The following is a 15,309-nucleotide window of genomic DNA, read 5'->3' as shown; positions in this document are numbered from 1 at the left end:
CCCATGAAACCCTTTCTTCTGAAACTCTGCACCGCGGCGCTGCTCGGCACCTGCGCTGCTGCGGCGAATGTGCAGGCCGCAGATCTGCATGTGATGAGTTCGGGCGGCTTTACCGCCGCCTACAAGCTGCTCGGCCCGAAGTTCGCGGCGTCCACCGGCAATACGCTCGATACCGCGCTCGGCCCGTCGATGGGCAAGTCGCCGGAGGCCATTCCGAACCGGCTCCAGCGCGGCGAGCCTGCCGACGTGGTGATCATGGTCGGCTACGCCCTCGACGACCTGATCAAGCAGGGCAAGGTGATTCCCGATTCGCGCGTCGAGCTTGCGGATTCGCGGATCGGCATGGTGGTGCGCGACGGCGCGCCGAAGCCCGACATCGGGTCCGAGGCGGCGCTCAAGGCAACCTTGCTGCATGCCCGGTCGATCGCTTACTCGGATAGCGCGAGCGGTGTTTATATCGAGCGCGAGTTGTTCAAGCGGCTAGGCATCGAGGAACAGGTGAAGACCAAGGCGAAGATGATCCCGAAGATCCCGGTGGCGTCGGTGGTTGCAACCGGCGACTACGAAGTGGGATTTCAGCAGGTGAGCGAGTTGCTCCCGGTGAAGGGCGCGGCGTACGTCGGCAAGATTCCGGAGTCGATGCAGTCCGTCACGCGCTTTGCGGCCGGCATCCCGGTCGGCGCGCAGCATCCGAAGGAGGCGAAAGCGCTGCTCGACTATCTCGCGTCGCCCGCCGTGCAGCCGGAGGTGACATCGACCGGGCTCGATTCCGTCGCCACGCATTGAGACGGCGGCAACGATTCAGCCCGGCAGGTCGGCGGGCTGATCGAAAGCTTCTTCGGGTTCATGCGCCAGGCTCAATGCATCCCTCAGACGCGTTGGGTCGCAGGCGCGCTCCCACATCGATACGAAGATCACCGCGCAGGCGTTGCTGATCACGCTCGTCAGGGCCCGCGCCTCGGACATGAAGCGATCGATGCCGACCAGTAGCGCGACGCCTGCAACCGGCAGATCGGGAATGACGGCGAGCGTCGCGACGAGCGCAACCAGTCCGCTGCCCGACACGCCCGCCGCGCCCTTCGACGTGATCAGCATGACCACAAGCATCGTCGCGATCTGGGCGCCCGAGAGGTGTACATCGCACGCTTGCGCGATGTACATCGAGGCGAGCGTCAGGTAGATCGCCGTGCCGTCGAGATTGAAAGAATAGCCGGCCGGCAGCACCAGTCCGACGATACCCTTGTCGCAGCCAAGCGCTTCGAGCTTGACGATGAGGCGCGGCAGCACGGGTTCGGTCGACGACGTCGCGAGCACGATGACGAGTTCCTCGCGGATGTAGCGCAGCAGCCGCCAGAGTGAGAAGCCATGCAGGCGTGCAAGTGGAGCGAGCGCGCAGACGACGAACAGCAGGCACGCCGCATAGAACGACACCATCAGCATGCCGAGCGAGCCAATCGAACGAATGCCGAAGCGGCCCACCGTGAACGCCATCGCGCCGAATGCGCCGACGGGCGCAAGCCGCATGATCATCGCGAGGATGCGAAACAGCACGTGCGCGATGCCGTCGATGAATTCCTGTACCCGGCGCCCGGCGCTTTGGTTGGCGTTCAATGCGAAGCCAAACAGAAGGGCGAGCAGCAAGACCGGTAGCACCTCGCCTTTCTCGAAAGCGCCGACAAGCGTCTCCGGAATCACATGCAGCGCGAATTCGACGAGTCCGTGCGACTGCGTGCGCGTCGAATACTGCGCGAGGATGGCCGTGTCCAGATGATGCGCGTCGATGTGCAGTCCCGCGCCCGGGTGCAGCGCGAACGCGGTCGCGAGCCCCAGAACGAGCGCAACGATGGTGAGAAAGTAGAACAGAGCCAGCGCCTTCAGGATGGTCCGGCCGATCTTCGAGCCGCTCGCAAGCGACGTGATGCCGGTGACGATCGTGCAGAAGACGATCGGCGCGATCATCATGCGTACCAGCGCGACGAACGCATCGCTGAGCGGTTTTAGCGACGCGCCGACCTGTGGCCAGAAGTGGCCGACGGTCATGCCCAACCCCATTCCAAGCAGGACCTGGACGTACAGCAGCCTGAATGGCCTTGGCAGTGTCATTTCGAAGTCTTCTTCGCCGCGCGGGCCATGCCGCTGCGCTTCGTGTCGAGAATCATCTGATAGAACTGCTGCGCGGCCGGCGCGAGCGGACGCCCCCGGCGGCTGACGATCCCGACACGTCTCGTCACGACCGGATCGACGAGCGGCACGCTTGTCAGAATCGGATGGTCGCGCATGGGCATCGCCATTGAGGGCACGGCGGCCACACCGAGTCCTGCTTCGATCAGGCCAAGCATGGTGGTGACATGGCGGGTCTCGCAGACGCTAGGCTTCCTCGGCGCCACGGTGGTCAGCGCCTGATCGAGCAGCAGGCGGTTGCCAGAAGTCTTGTCGACGGAAACATATTCGTGTTCATAAAGCTCGCTCCAGGACACACGGGTCTTTCGGGCCAGCGGATGATCGCGACGGCATGCGGCGACGAACCGTTCCTGCAGCAGGACCTTGAATTCGACTTCGGGCTCCTGGCTGCCCATGAAGCTCACGCCGAAATCGGCTTCGCCGCTGATTACCGAGCCGAGCACTTCATTGGCGCTCGAGTCGAGCAGCTTGACCCGGATCCGCGGATAGCGGCTGTGATAAGCGGCAACCACGCTCGGCAGGAAATAGTAGGCAACCGACGGCACGCATGCGATGGTCACATGACCCAGGCGGCTCGTGGAGACGTCGCGGATGCCGAGCAACGCGACATCGAGGTCGTCCAGAAGTTGTTCTGCGCTTGGGGCGAACACGCGTCCTACGGTGGTGAGCGTCACGCTGCGCGTGGTTCGCTCGAAAAGCCGCACGCCGAGCGCCGCTTCGAGCTTCTCGATGCGCCGGCTGAGCGCCGGCTGCGAAATGTTGACTGCCTCCGCTGCTTTGCGGAAGCTGCCCAACTCCACGACGGCTCGAAACGCCTGCAAATCGTTCAGGTCGAAGTTGACGCCCACGATCCATCCTCCGCATTTTATGCGGCTATTTTGCATGATGCGGGCAAAAGCGCCCATCAAGGACAACACTCGGTAATTCAGCCCACCGGGGATCGCACCGAAGTCGGGAGCGAGGGGCCGGTTTCGTCGTGTCAGCGGTCATTCATGGCAGAGAGGTGGGTGTCTCTTCATGGCCGAAAGCCGTCGGATGCGGTCGCCCCCGCCTGTCCCACAACGTCGCATTTCCGCCACCGGCGTACTTGGCTTGAGTCAAAAAGCGTCCCGTCTGAACTCTGCGTCGCGACGGACCGCATTGTGCGTCGGAATTCGACCTAGAAATCAGGAGCTTACCGCCGGAACTCGTGGTCCACTACGCGAGTTGACAAATTTAATGCGGACACAGGCGAGTTGACGACATTATTTTGGTGAGACCGTCAATAAAGTCGTCAACTCGTGGCCCGAGTGCCTTGATCTACGGGGATTCTGGAGTGTCAGAATTATTTTGCTCGACGTCACCGGTGCGCGGCCACGGTGACGTCCTGCAGGACGATCCCGTAACGGCCAACCTTCTCGGTGAGCTCCAGCGTGCCGAACGCCGGCTGCTTGGGCACCCCCAGGCCCGAGCCGCAGAGCGTCAGCCGCGCCTGCAGCGCATCGTCGTCGAAGGCGACGCCGTATGGGCAGTTCTTCCAGCCGCCGGTCACTTCGTAGGGCACCCGCTCGGTCCGCACCTGCGTGGAGGTCTGGCGGGTCAGCAGGTCGAGCGACAGGCTCACGATCGCGTAACCCGCAATGGCCCCCAGCGCGACGTTCGTGAGCAAGCGGGCCAGCGGCCCGTCTCGGCGCGACGGGACTTTGCGCAGCAGCCAGCAGGCCGCCGGCCCGCCGACCAACGCGCCGGCTACCTTCAGCGCGGTCGCGAGCGGGCCCGGTGTGTGATAGGCGCCGCGCACCAGCCAGCCCAGCGCGAACAGCGCGAGCAGCGGAATGAGCCAGATCGCGAGGATCTTAACCACGGGTCCCCATGCGCGGCGGGGCACCGACAGGGCGACGGGGCGGTGCAACCAGGGCATGCAATCAGTGCCGGGCGGCCGGATAGACGAAATCGGCGTCCGGGCTGAACGCGCAGGGTGTTGGATCGTAGCATTCTGTTTTCATAGGAGCGTGCTGCGACGGAATGTGCAGGACTGCAAGTTTCGACGGACCGATTGTCGGCGATCTACGCGACGTTGTCGACCGACTGAAAATGGCCGGACAGTGTCCCCTTACTGTCCGGCCGATGGTGGCTTAAGCCTCCGTCTGTTCTGCCATCTCCAGCGCATCGTCGACCTCGATACCGAGATATCGCACTGTACTTTCCAATTTCGTGTGACCAAGTAGCAGCTGTACCGCTCGCAAGTTTTTCGTGCGGCGGTAAATTAGCGACGCTTTCGTTCGCCGCATGGTGTGCGTCCCGTATGCCGTATCGTCAAGCCCGATCGACCCTATCCAGCGATGCACCAGGCGGGCGTATTGACGCGTCGAAAGGTGCGGCGAACCGTGAATGCGACTCGGGAACAAGAAATCGGAAGGCGACAGTCTCGCTAACTTGATCCAAGCTTCCGCGCTATCTCGGGTTAACTCGGTGATTTCGAACTGAACCGGCCGTTGCGTCTTCTGCTGCATGACCGTTGCCCGTGAAGCAACGCGCTGACCAAGGCAGATATCACGCACTCGCAGTTTGGTCAGATCGCACGCTCTCAACTTGCTGTCGATGGCCAGATTGAACATCGCAAGATCGCGCGTTCTTGCCGCCAGCTGCAGACGGATCCGGATCGCCCAGATCTCTTTCAGTTTCAGCGGTGGCTTCTGCCCCGTCAACTTGCCTTTATTCCAGGGCACACGCGCCCCACTGAGAACGGTAGTCGCGTCCATGACAATCTCCTTTCAAGTGAAGGGAGTGCCAGTCTGCGCCGATCACCGAGGACGATAACCGGCCATGAACGGACCTTCGACGCCACCGCACGAATCGTCGACAATGACGGTATCGAAACAAGCCGGAGCAGGCGCACGGGGAGAAAAGATGGGCGAGGCATCTCGGTCAATATTTATCGATGTTGCATGGAGACATGATTTCGAGGGGGAGCCAATTCGACTGGTCTCGCAGCTCGACAACGAACGTTATGAAGTTCGCAAACTAGAGTTCTTCCGCGACGGCCGGGTTGGATACGCTGACGATCACAAGTCGGCAATGGGAACTCAGCTTGGAAAGCTACCTGTCCCGCCATTGGCCGAGATAAATTCGGATAACCAGTTCGACGCACGCGTCATTGAGTCAACGCTCTTCAACCGCCGGTGGTCACAACACGCATCGGGTACTGAGGGATAAGGCGCAATTCGGCCACAAGCAGTCAATCGACGTCATCGCTCGAATCGTTGACGATGCAAGATCGGCTTCAGCCTGCACACATCTCTTGCTATCCACATTACTAATGCTACTTTCAATAAGTTCTATCAACAGGTTGCGTAATCTAGGGTTGCGATTGCCCAATGAGCCGTTCTTCTCGCCCGATCACCGCGCGTACCCTTCGGGTTATCTGGTTATGAAGCCAACCAGCGTCCGTGGGAACTCGCTTCCCAGCCTTCGTAATGCTTATAAAGATGGGCATACGCGCGACGACACCGACGCTCCCGTTCCAGTGGTCTGGCATGCTTCTGATGGTTGGTACGTGTCAGTTTGGGATTGGGCGCCTGGCCCGGGACCCGGTGACTTCGTGAAGCACTTCGTGGATGAGGACGCCGCAATTAACTTCATCGAGCAATATTTCTTTCAAAAGACCCCTGAATTCTCCGCGCGACTTGCTTACGAGGATCAACAGAAACCGATATAGAACCAGACTCGACGTGTGGTTTGTGTGGCAGCTGTGTTATCGATGCTCCCGCAAACACAGCGAGATGGACTGGAGAAGTTTGGCAATTCAGCGTGCCGGCCCTTTCTTTATATGACGTCAGCCGCACAGGATAGTTGAATGTCCGCTGTTTGGCGAAGCGAAGGTCCACTCCGGGTCGAAAGCTGCCGACCGCAACCTCGCGAGATTCGGGTGGCGACGCACGGTTCAGAGCCACGCCAAGCCCGCCCGGACCTGCGCGTGAGCGTTGTCCGTCAGCGGCTCGCCATGCGCCAGTACGACTTGCTCGAACGGCCAGGCGAGCAGCTGATCCACGCAGGCGCGAGCCCGCTTGCGGTCGCGATAGACCAGACGCAGGAGGGGATGCCAGCCGACGTGGCCGAGCACGCCACCCAGGCGCAAATAGTTGCGCGTTAGCCAATGCGGCGACGCTCGAAAGTTCTCAACCAGATCGCAGGTGATCAGTGTGCGCGTTGCCGGGTGATAGAACACCGTCTCGCCGAGCATGGAGCCTTCAATCGTCAGCAGTTCGAGATCGTCACGCCATTCGGGATGCGGCTGGTCCGTCAGCGTCGCGCCGAAACGCAGGTCCCGGCGCTTGCGTTGCAAGGCGGCTGGACCGTGCAGCAGTGCCTGTGGATACGTGGCCGCCGCTTCGGACGCGTACATGTGGTGAAACAGGTTTGGACAGACGATATGCGCGACTGGCCCGAGCGCGTCGATCTCACTGCGAAGCTGCTCCGGGAGCGCGACGGGCGAATGCAGCAGCAGCTTGCCCGATGACAGGCGAATCACAGTCATTCGCGTGCCAACGTGCAAACCGATGAAAGAATGATGAACCGAAGCGGTCCAAATATTCTTCGCCAATTCCTGAAGCACCGGGATCCTCCCGACAATGTGTAAATCTGAACATTCTCGACCGCTACTTTCGCTACCGTCAAACGAGTACTAACCCGAGTGATCAAGAGTCTGCACGCTACCATCACGGCGATTTGCTGCGTGCGCTGTTGGAGTCGGGCCTTCTGATCCCCGTCTGATGCGTTCTTTGCACCAGTGAGATTGCCCGCAGCCCCGTTCTTCGGGATCGGCTTAATGACGAGATAGATCCCCTGGTTTTCGTGATCGGCGCGTCACGACTTGAAAAGCCGACCACCAACATCTAACGTTCTTCGCAGGATCCCGAGGAGACAGCCATGGCAAGGATCGAAGCAAAGCTGGCGGAAATGGGATTGACGTTACCGCAGACGCTACAGATGCCTGCAAACGTAAACATGTCATTGCCCTTTGCATGGGTGCGCGTGAGCGGCACGCGGGCTTTTGTCTCAGGACACGTGCCGCTCAACCTCGACGGGACAATTGCGCAACCGGTCGGAAAAGTCGGCGCGGAGGTTTCGCCAGACGAAGGCTACGCAGCAGCACGCCTTGTGGCGCTTGCACAGTTGGCGAGTCTTCAGAAGGCGCTCGGGGACCTGGATCGCATTACGGCCTGGGTGCGCGTCTTTGCAATGGTCAACGTAGCGCCAGGGTTCGACCAGATGCCACGGATCGCAAATGGCTTCTCGGATTTGATCCTTGAACTATTCGGACCAGGCATTGGAATGCATGCGCGATCAGCCGTCGGCGTCGCGCTCCCTCTAAACGTACCCATCGAATGCGAAGCGGAGGTTGAGATTGACGGACGGCGCCTGTAATCCAGGATTGCCGCTGAGCCCAGACCCCATAAGCACGTGTAGGTGCCATCGTCTCGATGTGTGCAGACCTTTCCCATATTTAAGCGCCGAAACGTAGCCCCACGCGGCCAAAGCCGAATATTTTCAATGCTTGCATATACGGCCAGGACTTCATTTGCGAGCTATGACCTATCCTCAACAAGAGCGTTCTTCACGCCCATTGTCTTCGCGCGGTGGCATGCGAAGCGGAGGAAGATATGTCGGAGCTTCGACTGGGCGCGAACGAGATTCTTCGTACTGTCGCCGATCTACCATGCCCGCAAGGTCTGCCCTTCCTGGGAAATCTGTTCCAGATGCCACCGGCGAAACTTCACCTGGTTTTGGAGCAGTGGGCGAAGCGATTTGGTTCGCCATTCAGGGTTCAGCTCGGCACGATTCCTGTCACAGTGTGGACCCAGGCGGAACTGTTCCAGACCGTCATGCGCGAACGTCCGCACCTCTATCGACGTTTTGCGCCAATTGAATCCGTTATGGCGGAGCTTGGCGGAAACGGTCTATTCGCTGCGGAAGGCTTGGCTTGGGAGCCGCAGCGTCGGCTCGTCATGCGGGCACTGTCTTTTTCCAACGTTAAAGCGTTTTATCCGACGCTTGCGGCCATTACTGGGCGTTTTCTCGCTCGCCTGCAAGAGGCGGCGAGGGAACATAGAACGCTCGAAATGACAGAAGAGCTTAAACGCTACACGGTTGACGTGACCAGTACGCTGGCCTTCGGCGAGGACCCGCATACGCTCGAGCACGAACGGGGGGTAATTCAGGAACAGCTTGGCCTGATACCGCCGGCACTGATGAGGCGCGTCACCGCCCTCTTTCCCTATTGGCATTACGTCACGCTTCCTCAGGACCGACGACTCGCGCAGGCAATGACGGAGGTCCATAGCTACATTCAGAAAATGATTGAACGGGCACGCGAGCGCATGAGCCAGTCGCCTGATGCACCTCCGCACAACCTGCTGGAAGCGATGCTCGCGGCGCGCAACGAACCCGACTCGATGGTTACCGACGAACAGATCTCGGCGAACGTCCTGACGCTTCTGGTCGCAGGTGAAGACACGACGGCTAACGCAATTGCCTGGGGGTTGATGTACGTCGCTATGGATTCGCATCTGCAAAACCGGGTATTCGAACAGTCGCGAGTGGCGCTCGGCGAATCGAGGGTGTGTCCAAACTACGACGCGTTGAAGCACCTCGACCTATGCGAGGCGGTATGCAGTGAGGCACTGCGACTGCGGCCCGTTGCTCCAATACAGACGTTCGAGCCCTTGACTGACGTGTGCCTTGGCGGGGTTGCCATACCTGCAGGAACACGCATGTCCTTTCTCACGCGTCCAAGCATGCTGGACCCGCGGAATTTTGTGCGCCCGGAAATATTTGACCCTGACCGTTGGAAGCATCCGCGGGACCCATCGGAAGGTGCGCATGAACAGAAGGCATACCTGACATTCGGCGCGGGGCCGAGAGTGTGCCCGGGTCGTTACCTCGCAGCAGTCGAGATGAGGCTGGTTCTATCGATGTTAATGAGGAGCTTCAAGATTGAACTGGCAATCGACCCTGCTGAAATCGAAGAAGTTTCTGCATTCACGATGGTGCCGAACCAAATGCCTATACGACTTACGCCACGAGCGTGATTTGCCGGCTTGCCAGTTGCCGCACTCATGGCGAACTCCGAGCGTGATGCTGAAGACCTACTCCAGGTATCTCGACCACATCTGCATGCCGCCGTGAACGGTGATGCATGCGTCGATGTCGCGTGGCGTTAGAGCGTAGTACTCTTTACTTCGCAGCCTCAGCCGCAGGTAGCTGCTTTGACCCGGTGGTTTCAGGGCCGGGGGCGTGCTGGTTTGGCATTGCTCCACCCGCATGGTTGTCCGCCCGGTTCTCGGCATTCTTGGCGTTCATCGGGCCGACGACCGGTTTCTGGGCTGCGACTTCGCTATCTGTCGGCGCGAAGACATTGACCTCTTCTTGCGAGTAGGCGTTCGCAAGCGTGCTATACATGAATGCCGCGGCCACTATCGGCAACGCAATGACGAGTTGCATATCACCTCCACTCCACGTACATCGCCATAGCCTCCGTTGTTACATTGAGGCCACCAGTAAAAAAATAGCGCGGGAGTGGGTATCGGGCGATGCAGGACGGTGCGCGATAGATGCGTCGGCGACAAGGACGGTAGGTCCGTTATCCAGGATCGTGCTACAGCTATGTTATAGGTCTCCCGGTCGGCGATTGACAGCACAATCGCCAGGGATAGTCTGGCCTCGGCGGGTGATCACGAGGCTACTGTTCAAATTGGATTAGGAGGTGGAAAGCATAGCCTCCAACGGCCGCTTTGGAGAAAGCTGAAGGTTGGCGGAAAGATGCTATGTGGGACCACCCGAGTCGGATCCGTTTAGCTAAAACGGAATATCCAACCTGCGCAAAGGAACCGACGTTCAACCCACTACGCCGCGCCTGCCCCGCGCCCTGAATGTGCCAACGCCAGCGCCAGCCTTGCCCCGACCTCGGCATTGTGTTTCACGAGCGCGATGTTTGTTGCCAGGCTGCGTCCACTCGTCAGTGCCTTGATGCGAGCTAGCAGGAAGGGGGTCACGGCCTTGCCGGTGATTCCTTTCGCAGTGGCCTCGGCGAGCGCCTGCTGAGTCAGCGCGTCGATCTCTTCGAAGCTCATCTCTGCCGCTTCCGGCACCGGCGTGCTCAACACCACGCCGCCCACGAGGCCCAAGTCCCACTTGGTGCGGATGAAGCGTGCCTGCTGTGCCGCGTCGTCCAGCTTGAAGTCCGCGCGAAAGCCGCTGTCCCGCGTGTAGAACGCAGCGAAATTGTCTTGCTCGCAACTGAGCACCGGCACGCCGAGTGTTTCCAGGTATTCCAGCGTGAGCCCGATGTCCAGGATGGACTTCGCACCGGCACAGACCACCGCCACCGAGGTCTTTGCCAGTTCCTGCAGGTCGGCCGAAATGTCGAAGGTTTCGGGCGCGCCCCGGTGCACACCGCCAATGCCTCCGATAACGAAGACCTCGATGCCGGCGAGAGCGGCACATATCATCGTGCCAGCCACTGTCGTGGCGCCAAGCCCGCCATCGGCCAGCACTGCCGGCAAGTCGCGGCGGCTGACCTTGTGTACCTGGTCCGAGCGGCCGAGCAGTTCCAGTTCGTCATCCGAAAGGCCGATGCGGATTCTCCCGCCGATCAGTGCAATAGTCGCGGGTTCGGCGCCCAGGTCACGGATCAAGGCCTCCACTTCGCGCGCAGTGCGAACGTTCTCTGGATAGGGCATACCGTGGGCGATGATGGTCGATTCCAGCGCCACGAGCGGGCGGCCGGCGGCCTGTGCAGCGGCCACAGGTGCGCTGAAGGTCAACCACGAGTGTGCAAGGTCCGCAACCATGTCGACGTATCCGGTGATGTGATTCACTTAAGTATGCAACACAAGGCTGGTCCACGGGTCGCGCGCTGCAGCGGGACGCCTCGCCCACGAAGTTACGGATAGGTCCTCAGTCACCGTAATTTGGTACTTCTCGCAGAAACCACACAATCCCGTTGCCGTTTGCATCTACTTCCGGTCCAGGCATCGACTCACCGGTTTCGACATGCACGGTCTTTTTCAGAAAGTGGTTGAACCACTCGCCGCTGCGTGGGTGCTGCTGGACATCAAACTCGTCGGCCAACGATTCGTCACTTTGGTGAGGCAACATTGACGCGAGACCAGCACATCCATGCCATGGGCGAAGAACATCACAGCAGAACTGGAAGAACTCGGTAAATAAGGACCATCAAAATCTGGGATGCTGCTGTCTGAACTAGCGCACTTGTTGAAAAAATGTCGAATGATCACCACACGATTCGCGTTTTTGGAAGCGCAGCTTTGAGATCGTCGACGTTCCTGACCTGGGTGCCGTACAGAACGAGCTCTCGCAGGCCAGTGAGCCCTTTCAGCGCGTCGACGTCTTCGACAGGGGTGTTCGCAAGGTAGAGTTCCTGCAAACCGGTCAAACCTCGCAGTGGCTCGATGTTTCGAACCCTGGTGCGAAAGAGATTGAGCATTCGCAGGCTTTTCAGGTCTGTCAGCGCCTCGATGTTCTCGACCCGGGTGTCGGCGAGATTGAGCCTTTGCAGACCGGTGAGCCCCTTCAATGCATCGATGTTCGTCACTTGCGTGCGAGCGAGCACCAGCGTGTTCAGCTGGAGCATGCCCTGCGCCGCGTCAATATCATCGACCTTCGAGCCATCCAGCACGAGCGTCCTGAGCGAAGACATTCCTTTTAGTGCGTCGATGTCTCGCAGCGGCGTGTTCGCTAGATAGAGCGCTTGCAGACCGGAGAGCTTTTTCAACTCACTGATGCTGTCGACCTGGGTTTCGTTGAGGTCGAGCGTCTGCAAGGAGGAGAGCAGGCTGAGCGCGTCGACGTTCCGGACGTTCCTCGCGCCCCCGAGTTTGAGCGTTTCCAGATGAGGCAAATCTTCGAGCGGGTTGAGATCGCGAACCTGTGTATCCCGCAGGTCGAGTTCTCGCAGATCGCGCAGGTTCTTGAGCGCGTCGAGATTCGAGACGCGGGTATCCCAGAGGTTCAGCGATTGCAGACCGGTCAGCCCTTTTAGCGCAGCGATGTTTTCGACATCGGTGCGATGGAGCACAAGCCTTTTCAGCGAGTGCATTTCCTTCAGGGCGTCGATGTTCCAGACGGGCGTGTTCGTCAGGTCAAGCGATTCCAGATCGTCCAGTCCCTTCAGCGAATCGAGGTTATCGATCTGGGTGCCTCCCAGATTCAGTTCGATCTTGCGGTCGGAATTCTTTAGATGTGGCAAAGCGGCCGCGACCTGAGATGCCGTCATTGTCGGTTTCGCCCGCAACGCCAGGCATTCCGAGTCGGGCGTGGCTGTCGACGCGTCGCTGTCGTTGCAGGTGCCTTTGATGAATCCCAGTTCGCTCAGTGCCCGCTCATCCGGGCTCTTGTGGAACGGGTTGAAGATCAGCAGCAAAATGCCGAGCAACAGCACGATTGCGCCGCCGATGGCCCAAGGCTTGATGATTCGTGGCAAGGACGGGTTCGGACCTTCAGTGGTTGAGTTCGTGGTTGACGGCGGGGTTTCGGGCACGGCGGGCTCCCGTAGTACAGGCTTCCTCCTTTATACACGAAGAGCGGGCGCATTCCGCCTAGGCAACGTCACTCTTCGCGCTATGCGTGAGAGCCGGCGACACGTTCTGCCAGCTTGGCGTCGCAGCTCGGGTGAATGTGCACTTGCTTCTTGTCCGGGAACGTGTAGTTGTAGGCTTTGCGAAGGGCTAGCGAGGCCTCGTGGAATTTGGAGAGGGTCAGCTTCTGCTTGTTTGGATGCCCGCTTCTTATCACGTTGAGTGGGCGTTTGGGGGGAAATGGAGGTGCGGGAGCCCTCGGGAGCGTTTGTCGGCTGTTCGGCCGGATCCGACATTGGGATGTCCTTGGTCGCACGTCAGCAATGGAGAGGATTGCCGACGGTGACGGCATCAAGTAGCTGGACGGCAGCTTCCTGCATCCGCGAACTCACACTTTCGACCCATTTGGGACGGTCGAATATGCCGAGAACGGCCGTTCATCAAACAGCTTTCATATAATTTCGATATAAAATTGACAGAGGCATGCTGGCACTCTGGTTGGGTCGAGCACGACAGCATTATTTAACTTTGCGGCATTCGATTAGCACCGCGGTCAATAACAGAGGAAAGCGGAAGGACGATGAATGCGTTTCTAACAGCGGCACTACTCGCCCAAGGATTGCTCTTCACCGGTGTAGCCGCGGCCGACCCCCAAGTGAATCAGGCGTGCTCTACCGACGCCGGCCTTGCCGCCGCCGACTGCCTGAAGATCGAACAATATTCGAAGGCCATATCTCTTGCACCCAATGACGCGCGCCTCTATGTGGAAAGAGGCGAAGTGCGTTTTCGTGTGGGCGACAATGAACAGGCGGTAGACGACTTCACCAAGGCAATTCAATTGAAGCCAACCGATTACACTGTCTATTGGAAGCGGGGCCAAACCTTCGAGGAATTAGGCCGACTTAGTGCTGCCATAGCCGACTATACCGTCGTAGTAAACGCAAGGCCCGATGCTATTCGGCCGATCCTTTTCCGTGCAGATGACCTTGTAGATATGGGGCGTGACGACGAAGCAGCGAAAGACTATGCAGTCGCAAATCGCATCAATCCCGACGAGCCCCACTTGCTGTATGGAAGACTCCGATTCTTGTACTATCAGCAGAACTATCACCGCTCGCTCGATGACGCCGATCACTGGCTCAGCATAGCTCATCAGGGGAAGTTTTCGCCGGGCGGCGAATCAGAGTATTACGTCGTAATCTGGCGGCATATGGCTTTTTCACAGCTAGGAATTGACGATCGTGGTGACCTGCTTAATGCTGCGAAGCACCTAGATCGCAAAAACTGGCCGTATCCAATCATTGCTTTATATCTCGGCGAAATCAGCGAATCCGAACTTTTCACAACGATTAAAACGGGAGATAAGAAGAACTTGCGCAACCAGTTATGCGAGGCGTATGCATATGCGGGCGAGGCTCATCTAAATAGAAAAGATGCAGATGGCGGCCGACGGCTATTCGTTTCGGCCGTCTCTGAATGTCCAGTGGCATTCGTTGAGCGTGTCCTAGCCGATCGGGAGATTAAGCGCTTGGCTCAGGTACAATAATTTTCCACCGCTAGGGGAAACGTGGCGTTACAAGTACCGCCACGTTTCAATTTATTGTCGACAATTGGGACGTGGAACTCGAGCGTCTCAAACTGGCCGTCAGAAGCATTTCGCCGGCGGCTGCGTTTCAAAATACTTCGACCGAACACCAGTCGGGCACGAACCCTTCGAAGATAAAAAAATCGTCGATGTATGCGAGACCGAGCTTTTCCAGAGACCTCATGCACGAGTCTGCTGCATCTCCGCCGAAAAACGGACCAAGCGAAATCAGATTGCTAGATTCGTCAAAATAGGTCCGCAAATTGAATTCGACCATGACCGTCGAGAGATCGACATTCTTGGCCGTGAGTGCGGCTCGTCGGACAACGATTCCGAAATCTCGCGATACCTTCATCTGTAGATGGCCGGAGCAAATGTGTAGCCACGATTGTTAACGATCTACGTGCCGGTGTCGACTGGCCGTTGGTGGCCGAATCCAGCTCCCTATGGCGCTGTCGCTGCACCAGTCGAGTCAATGGTGACACAAAAGTACAGTCGATCCGTCGTTCCTGCACAGCTTTCCAACCATGCCGTTGCGGCAGCTGTGATTGTCCGACGACAGAAGTCGGCAGCCTCCGCTATCGTAAGATGCTCGAGACTCGTAGTTCCCTGCGGCGCGTTCCCGTGGCCGACCCGCCCATCCGAAGACTGAATCCATCCCTCCCAGCCCAAAATCTGGATCTGGTGGTTCGCACAGTGGTCGATCGCAGCGATAGCCGCATTTAGTGGAAGTACGATTTCCCGCTGCGAAATCGATTGCAGCGCGAGTTCGCGCGGCAGAGCTTGCAACTGCATCATTCGGTGCGCTCTTTCGGTTTGGACTTGCCGACATTGTCAGCAATCCAGCCGACGAAGTCGAGCGTCCGGTTTTGGCCGGAAGTACGCGTTCTCACGAGCCGCTTGAAAGCTGTCATCGAGAATTCCAACATCCTCACGACTGCACCTTCATCGAACTGGCGCTATCGG

The 15,309-nt window shown here is 58.9% G+C and carries 14 protein-coding genes and 1 pseudogene; 5 read left to right on the top strand and 10 right to left on the bottom strand.

Translation table 11 applies throughout. From position 1 onward, the window contains the following. Window positions 1-3: 3 nt before the first annotated feature. Window positions 4-786 carry a substrate-binding domain-containing protein gene (locus tag KHO33_RS12300; protein WP_200567857.1) on the top strand — a complete coding sequence of 261 codons (783 nt, stop codon included), beginning with the start codon at window positions 4-6 and terminating at the stop codon, window positions 784-786. 15 nt (window positions 787-801) lie between these two features. Here KHO33_RS12300 and dctA read toward each other — a convergent pair whose 3' ends face one another. The 4 genes from dctA to KHO33_RS12280 form a co-directional block, all read right to left on the bottom strand. Beyond that, window positions 802-2,103: a C4-dicarboxylate transporter DctA gene (gene dctA / locus KHO33_RS12295; protein WP_200567856.1), complete on the bottom strand. Its 1,302-nt coding sequence runs from the start codon at window positions 2,101-2,103 to the stop codon at window positions 802-804. After that, the gene (locus KHO33_RS12290; protein ID WP_200567855.1) at window positions 2,100-3,029 is read right to left on the bottom strand and encodes a LysR family transcriptional regulator; all 930 of its coding nucleotides are present in this window, start codon (window positions 3,027-3,029) and stop codon (window positions 2,100-2,102) included. Before KHO33_RS12290 ends, dctA begins: the two co-directional genes overlap by 4 nt. A 491-nt stretch (window positions 3,030-3,520) precedes the next feature. Then, a complete protein-coding gene (locus KHO33_RS12285) occupies window positions 3,521-4,024 on the bottom strand; it encodes a hypothetical protein (protein WP_200567854.1) in 504 nt (167 codons plus the stop codon). A 271-nt stretch (window positions 4,025-4,295) separates the two neighbouring features. Continuing rightward, a complete protein-coding gene (locus KHO33_RS12280; RefSeq protein ID WP_200567853.1) occupies window positions 4,296-4,922 on the bottom strand; it encodes a tyrosine-type recombinase/integrase in 627 nt (208 codons plus the stop codon). Between the two features lie 64 nt (window positions 4,923-4,986). On the opposite strand from KHO33_RS12280, the gene KHO33_RS12275 reads away from it, so the two are divergent. Beyond that, the gene (locus tag KHO33_RS12275; protein ID WP_200567852.1) at window positions 4,987-5,376 is read left to right on the top strand and encodes a DUF6881 domain-containing protein; all 390 of its coding nucleotides are present in this window, start codon (window positions 4,987-4,989) and stop codon (window positions 5,374-5,376) included. A gap of 727 nt (window positions 5,377-6,103) precedes the next feature. Here the strand turns inward: KHO33_RS12275 and KHO33_RS12270 are convergent. Further along, window positions 6,104-6,775: a DUF4336 domain-containing protein gene (locus KHO33_RS12270; protein ID WP_266208853.1), complete on the bottom strand. Its 672-nt coding sequence runs from the start codon at window positions 6,773-6,775 to the stop codon at window positions 6,104-6,106. Window positions 6,776-7,089: 314 nt separating this feature from the next. Between KHO33_RS12270 and KHO33_RS12265 the strand changes: the two genes are divergently transcribed. Continuing rightward, on the top strand, window positions 7,090-7,587 hold the full coding sequence (locus KHO33_RS12265; RefSeq protein WP_200567850.1) for a RidA family protein: 498 nt from the start codon (window positions 7,090-7,092) through the stop codon (window positions 7,585-7,587). 236 nt (window positions 7,588-7,823) lie between these two features. After that, a complete protein-coding gene (locus tag KHO33_RS12260) occupies window positions 7,824-9,251 on the top strand; it encodes a cytochrome P450 (RefSeq protein ID WP_200567849.1) in 1,428 nt (475 codons plus the stop codon). 145 nt (window positions 9,252-9,396) lie between these two features. On the opposite strand, the gene KHO33_RS12255 is transcribed toward KHO33_RS12260, so the two are convergent. From KHO33_RS12255 to KHO33_RS42050, 5 genes and pseudogenes are all read right to left on the bottom strand, one after another. Next, window positions 9,397-9,663, bottom strand: coding sequence for a hypothetical protein (locus tag KHO33_RS12255; protein WP_200567848.1), 267 nt, complete (start codon window positions 9,661-9,663; stop codon window positions 9,397-9,399). A gap of 401 nt (window positions 9,664-10,064) precedes the next feature. After that, window positions 10,065-11,012, bottom strand: a complete 948-nt coding sequence (locus tag KHO33_RS12250; RefSeq protein ID WP_200567867.1) for a pseudouridine-5'-phosphate glycosidase — start codon at window positions 11,010-11,012, stop codon at window positions 10,065-10,067. Between the two features lie 106 nt (window positions 11,013-11,118). Further along, window positions 11,119-11,319, bottom strand: a complete 201-nt coding sequence (locus KHO33_RS12245) for a hypothetical protein (RefSeq protein ID WP_200567847.1) — start codon at window positions 11,317-11,319, stop codon at window positions 11,119-11,121. Between the two features lie 136 nt (window positions 11,320-11,455). Continuing rightward, window positions 11,456-12,721, bottom strand: a complete 1,266-nt coding sequence (locus tag KHO33_RS12240) for a leucine-rich repeat domain-containing protein (RefSeq protein ID WP_200567846.1) — start codon at window positions 12,719-12,721, stop codon at window positions 11,456-11,458. Window positions 12,722-12,801: 80 nt separating this feature from the next. Then, window positions 12,802-12,960 (bottom strand): annotated as a pseudogene (locus KHO33_RS42050) (NAD(P)/FAD-dependent oxidoreductase); the annotation flags it as partial. 378 nt (window positions 12,961-13,338) lie between these two features. Here KHO33_RS42050 and KHO33_RS12235 point away from each other — a divergent pair. Continuing rightward, window positions 13,339-14,304 (top strand): tetratricopeptide repeat protein, encoded by a 966-nt coding sequence (locus tag KHO33_RS12235; RefSeq protein WP_200567845.1) that lies wholly within the window; start codon window positions 13,339-13,341, stop codon window positions 14,302-14,304. The last annotated feature ends 1,005 nt before the right edge of the window (window positions 14,305-15,309 follow it).

The organism is Paraburkholderia nemoris, from assembly GCF_905221015.1.
GTDB lineage: Bacteria > Pseudomonadota > Gammaproteobacteria > Burkholderiales > Burkholderiaceae > Paraburkholderia > Paraburkholderia nemoris.
This window is presented reverse-complemented; position numbering and strand designations above follow the sequence as displayed.